The sequence below is a fragment of the Streptomyces sp. NPDC012835 genome (assembly GCF_042900885.1).
GTDB lineage: Bacteria > Actinomycetota > Actinomycetes > Streptomycetales > Streptomycetaceae > Streptomyces.
In genome coordinates this window covers 227,461-245,451 of the sequence record NZ_JBIBBW010000002.1, presented here as the reverse complement: position 1 = coordinate 245,451, position 17,991 = coordinate 227,461, and the positions used below count along the sequence as shown (strand labels likewise).

Sequence of the window (17,991 nt, the reverse complement as noted above, 5' to 3'; positions counted from 1 at the left end):
CGGGGAGGTGCGTACGTGCCTCCCCGGTTCGTTGCTGTGGGCGTGAGCGAGAAGAACCGTGAGGCAAAGCGGAGCGCGAGAGAGCGGCTCCAGCAGGAACGTACGGAGCACGAGGCGCGCGAGAAGCGCAAGCGCGGCCTGATCGTGGCGGCGTCGGCGGTCGGCGTGCTGGCCCTGGCCGGCGCGATCGGGCTGCTCGCCGTGAACGTGGGCAAGCACAAGGACAACGGCGGCGCGGCCGGACCGGTGAGCGCGCCCTCGGGGGTGAACGGCAAGGGCGACCCGGCGATCCCCGTGGGCGCCACGGACGCGCCGTCCACCCTCACGGTGTGGGAGGACTTCCGCTGCCCGGCCTGCGCCCAGTTCGAGAACGCGTTCCGGCCGGTGATCCACGAGCTGGAGAAGGCGGGACAGCTCAAGGTCGAGTACCACCTCGCGACGATCATCGACGGCAACATGGGCGGTACGGGATCGCTGCGCGCCGCCAACGCCGCCGCCTGCGCCCAGGACGTCGGCAAGTTCGCGCAGTACCACGACGTGCTGTTCGAGAACCAGCCGGTGGAGACGGACGACGCGTTCGCGCGCAACAGCCGGCTGCTGGAGCTGGCGGGCAAGGTGGACGGCCTGGAGTCCGCGCCCGGGTTCCGCAGCTGCGTGGCGGACGGCGCGCACGACAAATGGGTGGAGAAGTCCTCGGAGGCGTTCCGCACCGGCGGATTCAACGGGACGCCGACCGTGCTGCTCAACGGGGAGGCGGTGTTCCCGAAGAAGGGCGAGGAGAACATCACACCCGACAAGCTGCGCACCTGGGTGACCGAGGCGAACAAGGGCAAGAAGGCGGGCAGCGAGACCCCGTCGGCGCCCGGCTCCGCCCCTGCCTCCGAGTCCGCTTCGGCCCCGTCGTCCGAGCCCGCCGCGACGACCCCGGAGGGTACGCCCCCGGCCTGATTCCGCCGCACCCGGTACACGAAAATCCGCCGGGCGGGTTGCCGTGGGCCCCGCCCGGCACTGTAGCGTCGGTTCCGCTATGGACCTTGCCTACATTCCGAGCCCGTCGACCGGAGTGCTCCACCTCGGACCACTTCCGCTGCGCGGCTACGCGTTCTCCATTCTCGTCGGGCTGTTCGTGGCCCTCTGGATCGTCAACCGCCGCTGGGTCGCCCGGGGCGGCAAACCCGGCACGACCACGGACATCGCCGTATGGGCCGTGCCGTTCGGTCTGGTGGGCGGTCGGCTCTACCATGTCATCACCGACTACGAGCTGTACTTCGGCGAGGGCCGCGACTGGGTCAACGCCTTCAAGATCTGGGAGGGCGGCCTCGGAATCTGGGGCGCGGTGGCGCTGGGCGCCGTGGGCGCCTGGATCGGCTGCCGCCGCCGGGGTATCGCCCTGCCGCCCTACGCGGACGCGCTGGCACCGGCCCTCGCGGTGGCGCAGGCGTTCGGCCGCTGGGGGAACTGGTTCAACCAGGAGCTGTACGGCAAGGCCACCGATGTGCCCTGGGCGCTGAAGATCAGCGCGGGCCCGAACCGGGAAGCGGGCCTCTACCACCCGACCTTCCTCTACGAGTCGCTGTGGTGCCTGGGTGTCGCGGCGCTGGTGATCTGGGCCGACCGCCGCTTCCGGCTCGGGCACGGGCGCGCCTTCGCCCTCTATGTGGCCGCGTACTGCGTCGGACGGTCCTGGATCGAATACCTGCGGGTGGACGAGGCGCACCACGTCCTCGGCCTGCGGCTCAACGTGTGGACCGCGATCATCGTCTTCACGCTCGCCGTCGTGTACTTCGTGATCTCCGCGATCAAGCGGCCCGGGCGCGAGGAGACGGTCGAACCGGAAGGGCCGGACGGAGAGGCGGGGCCGGCCGACGACGCGGACTCCAAGGCGGAATCGGCCGGGGAGAAGGCTTCCGCCGGAGAGAAGGCTTCCCCCGACGAGAAGGCCGAGGACAAGGCCGAGAAGAAGGACACGGGCGCGGACGCGGGCCTCGCGAAGGAACCGCTCTCCGGCACGGCCAAGGAGAGCAGCCCTTAGCCCCTCTCCGGAACTCTTCGCACTCCGCGTGGGACGCGGTCTTCCCCGGCCCGGGGGCGTGGCGCCGAGCGCCGCGCCCCCGGGCCGTCCCCGTTCGGCCGCCGCTCGTCCCGGCGGGAGGCACACGGTCACGCACGGTGGGCCAGCGTCAGCGTCCGCCGGGCCGCCGCCACGATCGCCGCGTCCACGAACCGGCCGTCGACCAGCGCCTGCGCCCCCGCGTCCCGCGCCGCCGCCTCCACGATCTCCCGGGCCGAGGCCACCTCCTGGACGGTGGGCCGGTACGCCTCCTCGATCACCGGCAGCTGCGCCGGATGGATCGCCGCCCGCCCCAGCATCCCCAGCGCCCGGCCGTGCCGGCAGGACGCCGCCAGCCCCGCCAGATCCCGCACGTCGGGGAAGACCGACTGGGCCGGGGGCGCCAGCCCCGCCGCGCGTGCCGCGATCACGGCCCGGCCGCGCGACCAGTCCAGGCCCGCGTCCTCCCGTACCCCCAGATCCGCGCGGAGGTCCGCCTCGCCCAGGGCGATGCCCCGCACCGAGGGATGCGCGGAGGCGATCGCGTAGGCGTGCTCCACGGCGAGAGCCGATTCGAGCAGCGCGTACAGATCCGTGCCGGGGGCGCGCGCCGCCACGGCGTGCACGGCCGCGGCATGGGCGATCTTCGGCAGCCGCAGCCCGGACAGACCGGGCAGCCCCGTCACATACGGCAGATCCGCCTGGTCGGCGATCCGCACATGGACCGGTGTGCCGTGCGCGCACGACAGGAACTCGGCCGTGGCGTCACGCGCGTACGCCCTGCGTTCGGGGGCGACCGCGTCCTCCAGGTCCACGATCACCACATCCGCGCCGCCCGCCACCGCCTTCGCCATCATCGCGGGCCGGTCCCCAGGGACGTACAGCCAGGTCAGCGGGGTGGGAGCGAGAGGCGGGACGGGCGCGGTCACAGCGCGCCCCGCTCGCGCAGCGCGGCGATCTCGGCGCCGGTCAGACCCAGCTCGGTCAGCACGGCGTCGGTGTCCGCGCCGTGCGGGCGGCCCGCCCAGCGGATCGCACCGGGGGTCTCGGAGAGCCGGAAGAGGACGTTCTGCATCCGCAGCGGCCCCAGCTCCGGATCGGGGACCTCGGTGACGGTGCCGAGCGCCCGGTACTGCGGGTCCGCCATCACATCCCGGATGTCCTGGACGGGCGCGATCGCCGCCTCGGCCTTCTCGAAGGCGGCCAGCACGTCGGCCGCGCCGCGCCGGGCGATCCAGCCGCCGACCGCCTCGTCCAGCGTGTCCGCGTGCTCGGCGCGCCCGCCGCCGGTGGCGAACCAGGGCTCCTCGGCCAGCTCCGGGCGGCCCACCAGCCGCATCACCCGCTCGGCCACCGACTGCGCGGAGGTGGACACCGCGAGCCACGCGCCGTCGGCGCTCCGGTAGGTGTTGCGCGGGGCGTTGTTGCGGGACCGGTTGCCGGTGCGGGGCTGGACGTAGCCGAGCTGGTCGTACCAGAGCGGCTGCGGGCCCAGGACGGTCAGGATCGGCTCGATGATCGCCAGATCCACCACCTGGCCACGCCCCGTCGCTCCCCGTCCGGCCAGCGCCGTCAGCACCGCGTACGCCGTGGCCAGCGCGGCGATCGAGTCGGCGAGACCGAAGGGCGGCAGCGTGGGCGGCCCGTCGGTCTCGCCGGTGACGGCCGCGAAACCGCTCATCGCCTCGGCGAGCGTGCCGAAGCACGGGCGGTCGGAGTACGGCCCGAACTGGCCGAAGCCCGTCACCCGCGCCAGCACCAGCCTGGGGTTGACCGCGGACAGCTCGTCCCACCCCAGCCCCCATCTCTCCAGGGTGCCGGGGCGGAAGTTCTCGACGATCACATCGGCGTCGGCGGCGAGCCGCAGCAGTACGTCCCGGCCGTCCGGGGTGGACAGGTCCAGGGTGACGGTGCGCTTGTTGCGGCCGAGCAGCTTCCACCACAGACCGATGCCGTCCTTGGCCGGGCCGTGGCCGCGGGACGGATCGGGGCGCGACGGGTGCTCGATCTTGATGACATCGGCGCCGAAGTCACCGAGCAGGGTGGCGGCCAGCGGACCGGCGAAGAGCGTCGCCACGTCGAGGACGCGCAGCCCGGAGAGCGGCGGGAGCGGCCGGGCCCCGGCGCGGGCGCCGGTGTCGGTCCCGGGAGCGGTACCGGGGTCGGTGCGGGGAGCTGCGCCGGGAGCGGACATTCACGCCTCGATCTCTGTGCGGTACGGCATGGACGTGGACGCCCCGGGGCGCTGGACGCAGAGCGCGGCCGCCGCCGACGCCCGGCCCATGGCGTCGGTCATCGGACGGCCCTCCCCGAGGGCCACGGCCAGCACGCCCACGAAGGTGTCCCCGGCGGCGGTGGTGTCGACGGCCCTGACCCTCGGCGCGGGCACGGTGACGGGTTCGGCGCCCCGCGCCGCGTACAGGCTGCCCGCCGCGCCGAGCGTCACGACGACCTCCGGCACCTGCCGCAGCAGCGCCTCGGCCGACATCCGGACATCGGCGATCCCGGTGAGCGTGGCCGCTTCGTGTTCGTTGGGCACGAGCAGATCGACGGCGCCGAGGAGTTCGGGCGGGAGCGGCTGGGCGGGGGAGGGGGTGAGGACCGTGCGTACGGAGTGCCGGCGCGCGGCCAGCGCACCGGCCAGTACGGCGTCCAGCGGGAGTTCGAGCTGGAGGAGCAGGGCCGAGGCGGTCGCGATGACGCTCTCCTCGCCGGGCGCCAGATGGGTGACGGTCCCGTTCGCGCCGGGGATGACCACGATCGCGTTGGCGCCCTCGTCGTCCACGACGACATGGGCGGTGCCCGAGGGCCCTTCCGCCGTGCGCAGCAGGTCCGTGTCGACACCGGACGCTTCGAGGGTGTGCCGCAGCAGCGCCCCGTACTCGTCGTCGCCGACCGCGCCGATCATCGCGACCTCGCCGCCCGCGCGGGCGGCGGCGATCGCCTGGTTGGCGCCCTTGCCGCCGGGGACGGTGCGGAACGCGCGGCCGGTGACGGTCTCACCGAGCCGGGGGGCGCGCGCCGCGTACGCCACGAGATCCATGTTGGTGCTGCCCAGCACCACGATGCCGGTCATGTGCGGGGTGCCTCCTGGCGGGTGGGTGTGCGGGGGCGGGTGAGCGCGCGGGTCAGCTCCGCGAGGGCGTCGAAGCCGATGCCGTCGAGGACGGTGCCGTCCTGGCCGGGGCCGCCGAAGCCGGTGACGGACGTGGCGAGGCGGTTCTTGAGCGGCGCCGTCCAGCGCTCCGGCAGCCGGGCCGGGTGCCCGGTCAGCAGTCCGGCCACGGACCCGGCCGTGGCGCCGTTCGAGTCGGTGTCCCAGCCGCCGGACACCGCGCGGCAGATGGAGCCGTCGAACTCGCCGTCCGCGTGGGTGAGCGCGGCGGCCAGGAGCGCGGCGTTGGGGACGGCGTGCACCCAGTGGTAGTGGCCGTAGGCTGCGTGCAGCCGGTCGGCCACCGTCGCGAAGTCCCGCTCCGCGCGGGCGGTCCCGATCCCGACCCGTACCGCCTCCGCCAGCCGGGAGCCCGGCGGTACGACGCGGAGCCCGGTGCGCAGGCAGGCGTGGACGTCCTCGGCGCCGGCCGCCGCCGCGATGACCGCCGCCACGAACATCGCCGCGTACACCCCGTTGCCGGTGTGGCTGAGCGTCGCGTCCCGGTACGCCTGCTCGGCGGCGGCCCCGGGGTCGCCCGGGTGGCTCCAGCCGTGCACGTCGGCCCGGATGGCGGCGCCGATCCACTCGCGGAACGGGTTGTGGTGGCGGGCGGTGTGCGGCGGCTCGATCCCGCCGAGCAGATTGCGGTAGGCGATCCGCTCGGCGGTGAACGTACGCCCGGCCGGGAGCGTGTCCAGCCAGACCGAGGCGACCTGCGCGGTGGTGAAGTCCCGGCCGTGGCGCCGCAGGAGGAGCAGATTGAGCAGCGGGTAGTCGAGGTCGTCGTCCTCCGGCATCCCGTCGATGTTCTCGGCGAGCGAGTTCGGCGCCGACCTGCGGTTCCACGGATGGGCGGCGGCCAGTTCGGCGGGCAGGCCCCGGGCGGTGAACCAGGTGTGCAGCGGCCAGTTGCCGGTGGCGCGGGCGAGCGCGCGGATTCCGGCCAGGGGCAGCTTCTCGACGGGCCGGCCGAGCAGGCAGCCGACCGCGCGGCCGAGCCAGGCCGACTCCAACTGGTGCGCGGAGAAGACGAATCGGTGCGGCGAGGGGGCGGGCCAGGACAGACAGGCGGCGCGGATCGCGGACAGCTCCGCCGGCTCACGCGCGGCCAGTGGGCCGGGCAGCCGGTCCAGTTCGTCCAGCAGCTCGACCGCGAGTGCGCGTAGCCGGGGCGGGGCCGGATCGGGCGACGCGCCCGCGCGCACCGGGGCGGGGAGGCCGCCCGCGCGCTGCCAGCGGCGCGCGAACCCCGCCGCGTCCCGGCCGTCCTCCGTCGCCTGGCGCAGCTCGTGGCCGAGCAGATCCTCGGGCTGCACCCAGGTCAGCCGCCGGCCCGTCATCGCGGACCGCCGCACTGAGCTGTCGTCAGATGATCCTGGTATCCGTTCAGTTCGGCGAACAGCGACTCGTGCGCGCGGCGCCGCTGAGTGTCGCGCCGGAAGATCTCGTACGCCACCCCGGTCAACGCCCGTGCCGGGGAGCGCAGATCGGTCGCGCTCGCCTCGGCCACCCGCTCCGACCACTCCACCGGGACCGCGCGCTCGCCGCCCAGGGCGCCGGCGAGCGCGCCGCCCATCGTGGCGATCGAGTCGCAGTCCCGGCCGTAGTTGACGCAGCCGAGCACCGTACGTCGGTAGTCGCCCTCGGCGATCAGCAACATGCCCAGCGCGATGGGCAGTTCCTCGATGGAGTGCAGCCGGGAGGGTCGGCGGGCGCCCAGCGACGGGGCACGGTAGTGCGGCCCGACCGTGTCGTACGGCGCGACCGCCTCCCGCAGTCCGCGCAGCGCCGACTCCGTGCAGCGGTGCCGCGCCGCCACCTCGCACACCGCCTCGACGGCGGCGCGCGTACCGTCCTTCGCGAGGGCCAGGGCACACTCCACGACGGACGACGGCGTGGCGCCCGGCCGGCAGGCGGCGGCCACCGCCGCCGCGAACACCCCGGCCGCCTCCCGCCCGTACGACGACTGATGGGCGCCCGCCACATCGACCGCCTCGGCGTAAGCGGCCTCCGGATGCGCCGCGTTGACCAGGCCGACCGGCGCCATGTACATCGCGGCCCCGCAGTTGACGATGTTGCCGCTGCCGGCCTCGCGCGGGTCGACATGGCCGTAGTGCACCCGGGCGACCAGCCACTTCTCGGCGAGGAAGATCCGGTGCAGCGGCAGCGCCTCGGCCTCCAGTTCGGGAATCCAGCGCGGCGTGGAGATCAGGTCGGGCACGAGATGGTCCGCGACCGCGTACGCGTCGAGGTGGTCGCGGACCTTCTCGTACACCCGGATCAGCGCGTGGGTCATCAGGGTGTCGTCGGTGATGTGGCCGTCGCCCTTGTGGTACGGGGCGAGCGGGCGGGCGGTGCGCCAGTCCTCGTTCCACGGGCCGACGATGCCGGTGACCCGCCCGCCGTGGCGCTCCACGATCTGTTCGGGGGAGTACCCCTCGACCGGGCCGCCGAGCGCGTCACCGACGGCCGCGCCGACCAGGGCGCCGGTGACGCGGTCGGCGAGGCGGAGCGCCGGGCCGGCGTCGGGGCCGGGGCCCGGGGGAGTGCGACGTGCGTCAGGAGGATCGGCTGCCGGAGCCTGAAGGGGCGTCATGTCGGAATTGTCCACCCGGAGCGGCCGGTTCCGTGGCTGCCAGCAGCCCGGCGAGTTCCACCAGGTCCGTCCCCGCGAGCCGGGGCAGCGCACACCCCGCCAGGGTGCGGCAGGTCTCGCGCCAGGCGGCGGGCACGCTGTCGCCGCCACCGAGCGCGCCGGTCAGGGCGCCGGCCAGGGCGGGCGCGGAGTCCGCGACCCGGGACAGGCAGGCGGCGGCGGGCACCGCGCCGCTGACCCGGCCCCGGGCCGCCAGGGTCAGCGCGAGGGCGACCGGTACGGTCTCGGCCGCCGCGATGCCGTAGCTGTAGACGTGGTCCACGATCTGGTGCTCCAGCAGCGGGACCAGGGCGAAGGCGCCGTCGGGCTCCGGGGCGAAGTCGTACGCCGTCTTGACGGCGTGCCGGGCGTTGCGGCCGATCTCCGTGGTCGCCGGGAGCTGGGCGAGCGCCGCTTCGACGGCCGCCCCGGCGTCCGCTCCGCCGAGCGCGCTCGCGACGGCCGCGGCCATGGCGCGCGCGCCGTGCACGCCGTCGCCGTCCTGCGTGTACCGGGCGTCGAACTCCGCGAGGTCGGCGGCGGCGCCCGGATCACCGGGGTGGACGACGGCGAGCACGACGGCCCGCACGCAGGCGGCGTCGTCGAAGTAGTGCGGGTTGTCGTGACCGGTGGCGGGCGGACGCAGCCCGGTGGCCAGATTCCCGAGCCCCGCGCGCACCGAGATCCTGGCCCGCAGCGGCGGTACGGCGGACTCCACCTCGGGCGCCCGGTCGGCCGCCGCGCCGATCTCGGCGGCGAGCGCGCTCCAGCCGAGGTCGACGGCGGCGCGTACCGCCCGGTCGGGACCGTACCGGCGAAGCCGGGCCCCGTCGGCGGCCAGCACCGATCCGGCGGTGAAGGCGGCCCACTCGGCGTCGTCGGACGGTCCGAGCCTGAGCGGCTCGGGCGGCTGGTTGAGCGCGATGGGGACGGGCAGTGTGGTGGTCGCGTTCTGTTCGGCGAAGGTGTCCAGCTCCCGGGTGAGCCGTCTGGTCCACTCGGGCATCCGCGCCGCCCGGTGCCGCGCGGCGGGCCATCCGGCGGCGTCCCCGGCGGCGAGCCCGAGCAGCAGCCCCTCGATCCGCTGACGCGGGGACGGGGCGCCGGGCCCGTACCCGCTTCGCCGGATCCGCCCGGGTCCTTCGTCGCGTTCCGTGGTCATGACACCGCCGTCCCGTCGTCGTGCTTCCCGGCCTTCCCGGCCTTCCCGTCCCGGTCCCCGGCCCCGGTCCCGGCCTCGTCCGGGGTGAGCAGGTCCGCGATGTCCAGGACATGGTGGCCGCGTATCGAGGGCAGACAGCTTCCCCGTACCGGTCCGATGGCCGAGGCCCACTCGGCCGGGATCGCCCGCATCCCGCCCAGCGCACCGGCCAGCGCGCCGGCCACCGCCGCCGTGGTGTCGGCGTCGCGGCCCATGTTGACGGCGGTCAGGACCGAGGCGCGGAAATCGCCGTGGGCCGCGGCGAACGCGCCGAAGGCCAGCCCGACCGCCTCGGGCGCGAGGTCCGTCCACGGGTAGCCGCCGACGACCACGGCCGAGCGGACCGCGCGCTCCATCGTCAGCCGGTCGGGGTGGGCCCGCCGCGCGGCGACCACCCCGCGCCGCAGGGTGCGCGAGGTCCAGGAGTCCATGGGGATCACGGAGAGCGCCGCAGCGATCACCGCGGCGGGCCCCGCCCCGGTCATCGCGACGGCGACCCCGGCCGCGACCGCCCGGCCGCCGTAGATGCCCTCGCCCTCGTGGCTGACCCGGCCGTCCACACCGACCAGCCGGGCGGCTTCCTCGGGGCGGCCCGCCGCGTGGACCCCGAACGGCGCCGCCCGCATGGCGAGCCCGTCGCTCCAGGCGTGCCGGTGCTGGGCGGTGATGGGCGCGGCGAGCCCGCGCCGCAGATTCTCCAGCGTGCCCCGCTCACTGAACCCGGCGCCCCGGAAGGGGCCCTCGTCGAGGTCCGCGATCCAGCGGTGCCACGCCGCCTCGACATGGGCGACGGTCAGCGCGGAGCCGTGCCGGGCGAGGAGCAGCCCGGAGAAGACGGCGTACTCGGTGTCGTCCGTGCCCGCCGGGCTCTCGGACACGAACCCCTCGATACGGCCCCAGCGCCGGCGGATCTCGGAGGGCCGCAGGTTCTCCGCCGGCGCCCCGAGCGCGTCCCCGACGGCCAGCCCCAGCAGGGCGCCGCGCGCCCGGTCCCGCCGTACCGCGTGCCGCTCCCACGCACCGGCATCCGGCCCGGCGTCGGTGACCGGCTCCGGGACGTGAGCGATCGGCTCCATGGTGTGCCCCTTCGCGCGAGCCCGGGTGTCTCCGCATCTGTCCCACGCCGCGCCTCCGTCGAGTCGGTGAAACCCCGCAGTCACCCGGCCGGCACCTGGTAAGTACGGCCTTCCTTGCTGGCGAGAGCGATTTTTCGTGCGTATTTTCGAACTGTCGGAAGGGTTAAGGGGAGACGGGCACCGGTCCGTCGCACGAGCCGGACCCGCCGTCCGAAAGGGAGAACGCGAACCATGTCGCTCATCGAGACCGAGGCGGCGCTCCACGAGGCGCACCGCGACAATCACACGCACCGCGATGTGAACGGCGGCTGGCTGCGGCCGGCGGTGTTCGGCGCGATGGACGGGCTGGTCTCCAATCTCGCGCTGATGACCGGCGTGGCGGGCGGCGCCGTCGCGCAGCAGACCCTGGTGATCACCGGGCTCGCCGGGGTGGCGGCGGGCGCCTTCTCCATGGCGGCCGGCGAGTACACCTCGGTGGCCTCCCAGCGTGAGCTGGTCGAGGCCGAACTCGACGTCGAGCGGCGGGAGTTGCGCAAACACCCGGTGGACGAGATGGAGGAGCTGGCGGCGCTCTACGTCTCCCGCGGCGTGGACCCGCCGCTGGCCCGCGAGGTGGCCGTGCAGCTGTCCAAGGACCCCGACCAGGCGCTGGAGATCCACGCCCGCGAGGAGCTGGGCATCGACCCCGACGACCTGCCCTCGCCGCTGGTCGCGGCGGTGTCGTCGTTCGGCTCCTTCGCCCTGGGCGCCCTGCTGCCCGTCCTGCCGTACCTGCTCGGCGCCACCACCCTGTGGCCCGCGGTGCTGCTCGCGCTGGCCGGGCTGTTCGCCTGCGGCGCGCTGGTGGCGCGGGTGACCGCGCGCAGCTGGTGGTTCAGCGGGCTGCGGCAGCTGGCACTCGGTGGCGGCGCCGCCGCGCTCACCTATGGACTCGGCGCGCTGTTCGGGGCGGCGCTCTGACCCCGTAACCCCCGGTCACCCCACCGCTGACCTGCGGGTGGCTCGATCGCGCCCGTCCATATCGCCCGTCCTGTGACGAACATCCCCGAGCGCTCCCGCCGACGGAGTGCCACACTGTGCCAGGCGGGCCGAATGTGACCGTTACCCGGCGGTTTCGAGTCGTTAATAGCAGGGCATGAGCTGTAGGCGCCGTGGGCAATGAAGCCCGCTCCGCCACAGCCGAACGGACGATGATCTGTCCGTCTGCGCCCTTCTTTCACCGTTACGAGCGGTGTCCACATGGTGGAATGAGCTATCCACTTCCCGAGAAGCTTTCCATCATGTAACCTGCACGAAATTTCCTGGAGGGCCAGCGTCGTCCCTCGGTAATCGCATATGCCAAGCCGAACTACGACGACGGGAGAGCCGATGCGTTCCGACGCCTGGTCGCCCATGGACGGTCGCCCCGCCCCGCAGGGGCTGTACGACCCCCGTAACGAGCACGACGCCTGTGGCGTCGGGTTCGTGGCCACCCTCACCGGTGTTGCCAGCCATGAGCTGGTGGAGCAGGCGCTGACCGTACTGCGCAATCTCGAACACCGCGGTGCCACCGGCTCCGAGCCCGATTCGGGCGACGGCGCCGGAATCCTCCTCCAGGTGCCGGACGCCTTCCTGCGCGAGACCGCCGGGTTCGACCTGCCCGAGGCCGGCTCGTACGCCGTCGGCATCGGCTTCCTCCCCGCCTCCGACGCCACGGAAGCCGTCTCACGCATCGAGACGATCGCCGCCGAAGAGGGCCTGGACATCCTCGGCTGGCGCGAGGTCCCCGTAGCCCCCGCGCTCCTCGGCGCCTCCGCCCGCGCCACGATGCCGGCCTTCCGCCAGCTGTTCGTCGCCGGGGCCGCCTCCCGCACGGAGTCCGAGGGCGGCGCGTGCACCGGCATCGCGCTGGACCGCAGGGCGTTCGTGCTGCGCAAGCGCGCCGAACGCGAGGCCGGGGTCTACTTCCCCTCCCTCTCCGCCCGGACCATCGTCTACAAGGGCATGCTCACCACCGGCCAGCTGGAGCCGTTCTTCCCCGACCTCTCCGACCGCCGCTTCGCCACCGCCATCGCCCTGGTCCACTCGCGGTTCTCCACCAACACCTTCCCGAGCTGGCCGCTCGCCCACCCGTACCGCTTCGTCGCGCACAACGGCGAGATCAACACGGTCAAGGGCAACCGCAACTGGATGCGCGCCCGCGAGTCCCAGCTCGCCTCCGGACTCTTCGGCAGCGACAGGCTGGAGCGGATCTTCCCCGTCTGCACGCCCGACGCCTCCGACTCCGCCTCCTTCGACGAGGTCCTGGAGCTGATCCACCTCGGCGGCCGGTCGCTGCCCCACTCCGTGCTGATGATGGTCCCCGAGGCGTGGGAGAACCACGACTCCATGAACGCCGACCGGCGCGCCTTCTACCAGTTCCACGCCACGCTGATGGAGCCCTGGGACGGCCCCGCCTGCGTCACCTTCACCGACGGCACCCAGGTCGGCGCCGTCCTCGACCGCAACGGACTGCGCCCCGGCCGCTACTGGGTCACCGACGACGGCCTCGTCGTCCTCTCCTCCGAGGTCGGCGTCCTCGACATCGACCCCGCCAAGGTCGTCCGCAAGGGCCGCCTCCAGCCCGGCCGGATGTTCCTCGTGGACACCGCCGAACACCGCATCATCGAGGACGACGAGATCAAGGCGTCCCTCGCCGCCGAGCAGCCCTACAAGGAGTGGCTGGAGACCGGCGAGATCGAGCTCTCCGACCTCCCCGAGCGCGAGCACATCGTGCACACCCACGCCTCCGTCACCCGCCGCCAGCAGACCTTCGGATACACCGAGGAGGAGCTGCGCGTCCTGATCGCCCCGATGGCCCGCGCCGGCGCCGAGCCCATCGGCTCCATGGGCACCGACTCGCCCATCGCCGCGCTCTCCGCCCGCCCCCGGCTGCTGTTCGACTACTTCACCCAGCTGTTCGCGCAGGTCACCAACCCGCCGCTGGACGCCATCCGCGAGGAACTGGTCACCTCCCTGCGCTCCTCCCTCGGCCCCCAGGGCAACCTGCTGGAGCCGGCCGCCGCGTCCTGCCGCAGCGTCACCCTGCCCTTCCCGGTGATCGACAACGACGAGCTGGCCAAACTCGTCCACATAAACGCTGACGGCGACATGCCCGGCATGAAGTCCGCCACCCTCTCCGGCCTCTACCGGGTCGGCGGCGGCGGCGAGGCCCTCGCCGCCCGGATCGAGGAGATCTGCGCCGAGACCGACCAGGCGATCGCCAACGGCGCCCGCAACATCGTGCTCTCCGACCGGCACTCCGACGCCGAGCACGCCCCGATCCCCTCCCTCCTGCTCACCGCCGCCGTCCACCACCACCTCATCCGCACCAAGCAGCGCACCCAGGTCGGGCTGCTGGTCGAGGCCGGCGACGTCCGCGAGGTCCACCACGTCGCACTGCTCATCGGCTACGGCGCCGCCGCCGTCAACCCCTACCTCGCCATGGAGTCCGTCGAGGACCTCGTCCGCGCCGGTACGTTCATCGAGGGCCTGGCGCCCGAGCAGGCGATCCGCAACCTGATCCACGCCCTCGGCAAGGGCGTCCTCAAGGTCATGTCCAAGATGGGCATCTCCACCGTCGCCTCCTACCGCGGCGCGCAGGTCTTCGAGGCCGTCGGCCTGGACCAGGCGTTCGTCGACAAGTACTTCAACGGCACCCCCACCAAGATCGGCGGCGCCGGCCTCGACATCGTCGCCCAGGAGGTCGCCGCCCGGCACGCCAAGGGCTACCCCGCCTCCGGGATCTCCGCCAGCCACCGCAAGCTGGAGATCGGCGGCGAGTACCAGTGGCGCCGCGAGGGCGAGCCGCACCTGTTCGACCCGGAGACGGTCTTCCGCCTCCAGCACGCCACGCGCTCGCGCCGCTACGACATCTTCAAGCAGTACACGGGCCGGGTGAACGAGCAGTCCGAGCGGCTGATGACCCTGCGCGGCCTGTTCGGCTTCGCCGAGGGACGCACCCCCGTACCGCTGGACGAGGTCGAGCCCGCCTCCGAGATCGTCAGGCGCTTCTCCACCGGCGCCATGTCGTACGGCTCGATCTCCCAGGAAGCCCACGAGACCATGGCCATCGCCATGAACCAGCTCGGCGGCAAGTCCAACACCGGCGAGGGCGGCGAGGACGCCGAGCGGCTCTACGACCCCGCGCGGCGCTCCTCCATCAAGCAGGTCGCCTCCGGACGCTTCGGCGTCACCAGCGAATACCTGGTCAACGCCGACGACATCCAGATCAAGATGGCCCAGGGCGCCAAGCCCGGCGAGGGCGGCCAGCTGCCCGGCCACAAGGTCTACCCGTGGGTCGCCAAGACCCGGCACTCCACCCCCGGCGTCGGCCTGATCTCCCCGCCGCCGCACCACGACATCTACTCCATCGAGGACCTCGCCCAGCTCATCCACGACCTCAAGAACGCCAACCCGCAGGCCCGCATCCACGTGAAGCTGGTCTCCGAGGTCGGCGTCGGCACGGTCGCCACGGGCGTCTCCAAGGCCCACGCCGACGTCGTCCTGATCTCGGGACACGACGGCGGCACGGGCGCCTCGCCGCTCACCTCCCTCAAGCACGCGGGCGGCCCCTGGGAGCTGGGACTCGCCGAGACCCAGCAGACCCTGCTGCTCAACGGCTTGCGCGACCGCATCGTCGTCCAGACCGACGGCCAGCTCAAGACCGGCCGCGACGTCGTCATCGCCGCACTGCTGGGCGCCGAGGAGTTCGGCTTCGCGACCGCGCCCCTCGTCGTCTCCGGCTGCGTCATGATGCGCGTCTGTCACCTGGACACCTGTCCGGTCGGCATCGCCACCCAGAACCCGGTCCTGCGCGAGCGCTTCACCGGCAAGGCCGAGTACATCGTCAACTTCTTCAACTTCATCGCCGAAGAGGTCCGCGAGATCCTCGCCGAGCTGGGCTTCCGCTCCGTCGAGGAGGCCGTCGGCCACGCCGAGCTGCTCGACACCGACCGCGCCGTCGACCACTGGAAGGCCCAGGGCCTCGACCTCGCCCCCCTCTTCCACGTACCCGAGCTGCCCGAGGGCGCCGCACGCCACCAGGTGACCGGCCAGGACCACGGACTGGAGAAGGCCCTCGACAACGAGCTGATCAAGCTCGCCGCCGACGCCCTGAACGCCGACAGCGCCGAGTCCGCCCAGCCCGTACGCGCCCAGATCGCCATCCGCAACGTCAACCGGACCGTCGGCACCATGCTCGGCAACCACGTCACCAAGAAGTTCGGCGGCGCCGGCCTGCCCGACAACACCATCGACGTCACCTTCACCGGCTCCGCGGGCCAGTCCTTCGGCGCCTTCCTGCCGCACGGCGTCACCCTGCGGCTGGAGGGCGACGCCAACGACTACGTCGGCAAGGGCCTCTCCGGCGGCCGTATCGTCGTACGCCCCGACCGGGGCGCCGACCACCTCGCCGAGTACTCCACCATCGCGGGCAACACCATCGGCTACGGAGCCACCGCCGGCGAGCTGTACCTGCGGGGCCGCACCGGCGAGCGCTTCTGCGTCCGCAACTCCGGCGCCACGGTCGTCTCCGAAGGCGTCGGCGACCACGGCTGCGAGTACATGACCGGCGGCCACGCCGTCGTCCTCGGCGAGACCGGCCGCAACTTCGCGGCCGGCATGTCCGGCGGGATCGCCTACGTCATCGACCTCGACCCCGACAACGTCAACGCCGGAAACCTCGCGGCCGTCGGCCCGCTCGACGACACCGACAAGCAGTGGCTGCACGAGGTCGTGCGCCGCCACCAGGAAGAGACCGGCTCCACCGTCGCGGGCAAGCTGCTCGCCGAGTGGGAGAGCGCCGCTGACCGGTTCAGCAAGATCATTCCGACCACGTACAAGGCCGTGCTCGCCGCCAAGGACGCCGCCGAGCTGGCCGGTCTCTCGGAGAACGAGACCACCGAGAAGATGATGGAGGCGGCGACCCATGGCTGACCCGAAGGGCTTCCTCACCACCCAGCGCGAAGTCGCCGAAACCCGCCCCGTCGAGGAGCGCGTCAAGGACTGGAACGAGGTCTACGTTCCCGGCGCGCTGCTCCCGATCATCAGCAAGCAGGCCGGACGCTGCATGGACTGCGGCATCCCGTTCTGTCACAACGGCTGTCCGCTCGGAAACCTGATCCCCGAGTGGAACGACTACGCCTACCGCGAGGACTGGACGGCGGCGAGCGAGCGCCTGCACGCCACCAACAACTTCCCCGAGTTCACCGGACGGCTGTGCCCCGCGCCCTGCGAGTCCGCCTGCGTCCTCGCGATCAACCAGCCCGCCGTCACCATCAAGAACGTCGAAGTCTCCATCATCGACAAGGCGTGGGACAGCGGCGACGTCACCCCGCAGCCGCCCGAGCGGCTCTCCGGCAAGACCGTCGCCGTCATCGGCTCGGGCCCGGCCGGACTCGCGGCGGCCCAGCAGCTGACCCGGGCCGGCCACACGGTCGCGGTGTACGAGCGCGCCGACCGCATCGGCGGACTGCTGCGCTACGGCATCCCCGAGTTCAAGATGGAGAAGTCGCACATCAACCGCCGTATCGAGCAGATGCGCGCGGAGGGCACCAAGTTCCGCACCGAGACCGAGATCGGCCGCGACATCACCGCGACGAAGCTGCGCAGGCGCTACGACGCCGTCGTCATCGCCGCCGGCGCCACCGTCTCGCGCGACCTGCCCGTCCCGGGCCGCGACCTCAACGGCATCCACTTCGCGATGGAGTACCTGCCGCTCTCCAACAAGGTGCGGGAGGGCGACCTGACCGTCGCCCCGATCACCGCCGAGGGCAAGCACGTCGTGGTCATCGGCGGCGGTGACACCGGCGCCGACTGCGTCGGTACCGCCCACCGCCAGGGTGCCGCCTCCGTCACCCAGCTGGAGATCATGCCCAGGCCCGGCGACGAGCGCGCCGCGCACCAGCCGTGGCCCACCTTCCCGATGCTCTACAAGGTCACCTCCGCGCACGAGGAGGGCGGCGAGCGGATCTACTCCGTCTCCACCACCCACTTCGAGGGCGACGAGGACGGCAACGTCCAGTCCCTGCACCTGATCGAGGTGGAGTTCAAGGACGGCAAGCTGGAGCAGAAGGCCGGCACCGAGCGGGTCATCCCGGCTCAGCTGGTCACCCTCGCGATGGGCTTCACCGGCACCGACCGGGCCAACGGTCTGGTCGAGCAGTTCGGCCTGGAGATGGACGAGCGCGGCAACATCGCGCGCGACGCCGACTTCGCGACGAACGTCCCGGGCGTGTACGTCGCCGGGGACGCCGGCCGCGGCCAGTCCCTCATCGTCTGGGCCATCGCCGAGGGCCGCTCGGCGGCCGCAGGCGTGGACCGCTTCCTGACGGGCGCGAGCGACCTCCCCGCCCCGATCAGGCCGACGGACCGGGCGCTGATGGCCTGACGGGCCCCGACGCCGAGCGTCCGCTCGCACAAGCTCCCGTACAACGGCGTACGGGCGGTATCGGTCCGGGGAGCGTCTCCCGGACCTTCCGCAAGACGCGGCGCCTGCCCCCAGTCCCCGACCGGACGACGGCAGGCGCCGTGGCATTGCGGCACTCCCGGCTCTCCTCTTTTCTCTTCCGGCTCCTCGGCACCGCGCCGCAGGGGCCGCTCGTCGTCGGCGCGGCCGGGGGCGGCGCCGGCGCCCGGGCCCACCGAGCGCGGCGATTCGCGGGCAGCGGGCCTTACCGGGTGCCGGGAGTGGTCAACTTCCTTGGTGGTACTAAGGTTTCGCGCACGAGTAAGTGGCCACGAGGTCCTTGGAGCCACTGATCCGGGCGGGGGATGGGCGGGGACGTCGAGCCGTGTCCGGGTCACCGTCCGGCGGCTCCCCGAGTCCCTTCGCGCGAATGGCGACAGAAGGTG

12 protein-coding genes are annotated in these 17,991 nt (G+C 73.2%); 5 read left to right on the top strand and 7 right to left on the bottom strand.

Annotated elements, in window-relative coordinates; genetic code table 11:
* Positions 1-42: 42 nt before the first annotated feature.
* Together ACFY6S_RS08555 and lgt are read left to right on the top strand one after the other, a co-directional pair.
* Entirely contained in the window at positions 43-948 is a 906-nt protein-coding gene (locus ACFY6S_RS08555; protein ID WP_388820457.1) for a thioredoxin domain-containing protein, read from the top strand.
* 79 nt (positions 949-1,027) lie between these two features.
* Entirely contained in the window at positions 1,028-2,032 is a 1,005-nt protein-coding gene (lgt, locus tag ACFY6S_RS08550; RefSeq protein ID WP_388820454.1) for a prolipoprotein diacylglyceryl transferase, read from the top strand.
* 128 nt (positions 2,033-2,160) lie between these two features.
* Here lgt and ACFY6S_RS08545 read toward each other — a convergent pair whose 3' ends face one another.
* Genes ACFY6S_RS08545 through ACFY6S_RS08515 form a run of 7 tightly spaced genes read right to left on the bottom strand, consistent with a single transcriptional unit; the run spans position 2,161 to position 10,119 of the window.
* Entirely contained in the window at positions 2,161-2,979 is an 819-nt protein-coding gene (locus ACFY6S_RS08545) for an HpcH/HpaI aldolase/citrate lyase family protein (RefSeq protein ID WP_388820451.1), read from the bottom strand.
* On the bottom strand, positions 2,976-4,244 hold the full coding sequence (locus ACFY6S_RS08540; protein ID WP_388820448.1) for a CaiB/BaiF CoA transferase family protein: 1,269 nt from the start codon (positions 4,242-4,244) through the stop codon (positions 2,976-2,978). Before ACFY6S_RS08540 ends, ACFY6S_RS08545 begins: the two co-directional genes overlap by 4 nt.
* Positions 4,245-5,126: a ribokinase gene (rbsK, locus tag ACFY6S_RS08535; protein WP_388820445.1), complete on the bottom strand. Its 882-nt coding sequence runs from the start codon at positions 5,124-5,126 to the stop codon at positions 4,245-4,247.
* Positions 5,123-6,547 carry an ADP-ribosylglycohydrolase family protein gene (locus ACFY6S_RS08530; protein WP_388821540.1) on the bottom strand — a complete coding sequence of 475 codons (1,425 nt, stop codon included), beginning with the start codon at positions 6,545-6,547 and terminating at the stop codon, positions 5,123-5,125. The genes rbsK and ACFY6S_RS08530 overlap by 4 nt, the downstream gene beginning before the upstream one ends.
* Positions 6,544-7,803 (bottom strand): ADP-ribosylglycohydrolase family protein, encoded by a 1,260-nt coding sequence (locus tag ACFY6S_RS08525; protein ID WP_388820442.1) that lies wholly within the window; start codon positions 7,801-7,803, stop codon positions 6,544-6,546. The genes ACFY6S_RS08530 and ACFY6S_RS08525 overlap by 4 nt, the downstream gene beginning before the upstream one ends.
* Positions 7,766-9,004, bottom strand: a complete 1,239-nt coding sequence (locus ACFY6S_RS08520; RefSeq protein WP_388820439.1) for an ADP-ribosylglycohydrolase family protein — start codon at positions 9,002-9,004, stop codon at positions 7,766-7,768. Before ACFY6S_RS08520 ends, ACFY6S_RS08525 begins: the two co-directional genes overlap by 38 nt.
* Positions 9,001-10,119: an ADP-ribosylglycohydrolase family protein gene (locus tag ACFY6S_RS08515; RefSeq protein ID WP_388820436.1), complete on the bottom strand. Its 1,119-nt coding sequence runs from the start codon at positions 10,117-10,119 to the stop codon at positions 9,001-9,003. Before ACFY6S_RS08515 ends, ACFY6S_RS08520 begins: the two co-directional genes overlap by 4 nt.
* Positions 10,120-10,350: 231 nt before the next feature.
* On the opposite strand from ACFY6S_RS08515, the gene ACFY6S_RS08510 reads away from it, so the two are divergent.
* The 3 genes from ACFY6S_RS08510 (at position 10,351) to ACFY6S_RS08500 (ending at position 17,527) form a co-directional block, all read left to right on the top strand.
* On the top strand, positions 10,351-11,079 hold the full coding sequence (locus tag ACFY6S_RS08510; RefSeq protein ID WP_388820433.1) for a VIT1/CCC1 transporter family protein: 729 nt from the start codon (positions 10,351-10,353) through the stop codon (positions 11,077-11,079).
* A gap of 408 nt (positions 11,080-11,487) precedes the next feature.
* Positions 11,488-16,074, top strand: a complete 4,587-nt coding sequence (gene gltB / locus ACFY6S_RS08505) for a glutamate synthase large subunit (RefSeq protein ID WP_388820430.1) — start codon at positions 11,488-11,490, stop codon at positions 16,072-16,074.
* Positions 16,067-17,527, top strand: coding sequence for a glutamate synthase subunit beta (locus ACFY6S_RS08500; RefSeq protein WP_388820427.1), 1,461 nt, complete (start codon positions 16,067-16,069; stop codon positions 17,525-17,527). Before gltB ends, ACFY6S_RS08500 begins: the two co-directional genes overlap by 8 nt.
* The last annotated feature ends 464 nt before the right edge of the window (positions 17,528-17,991 follow it).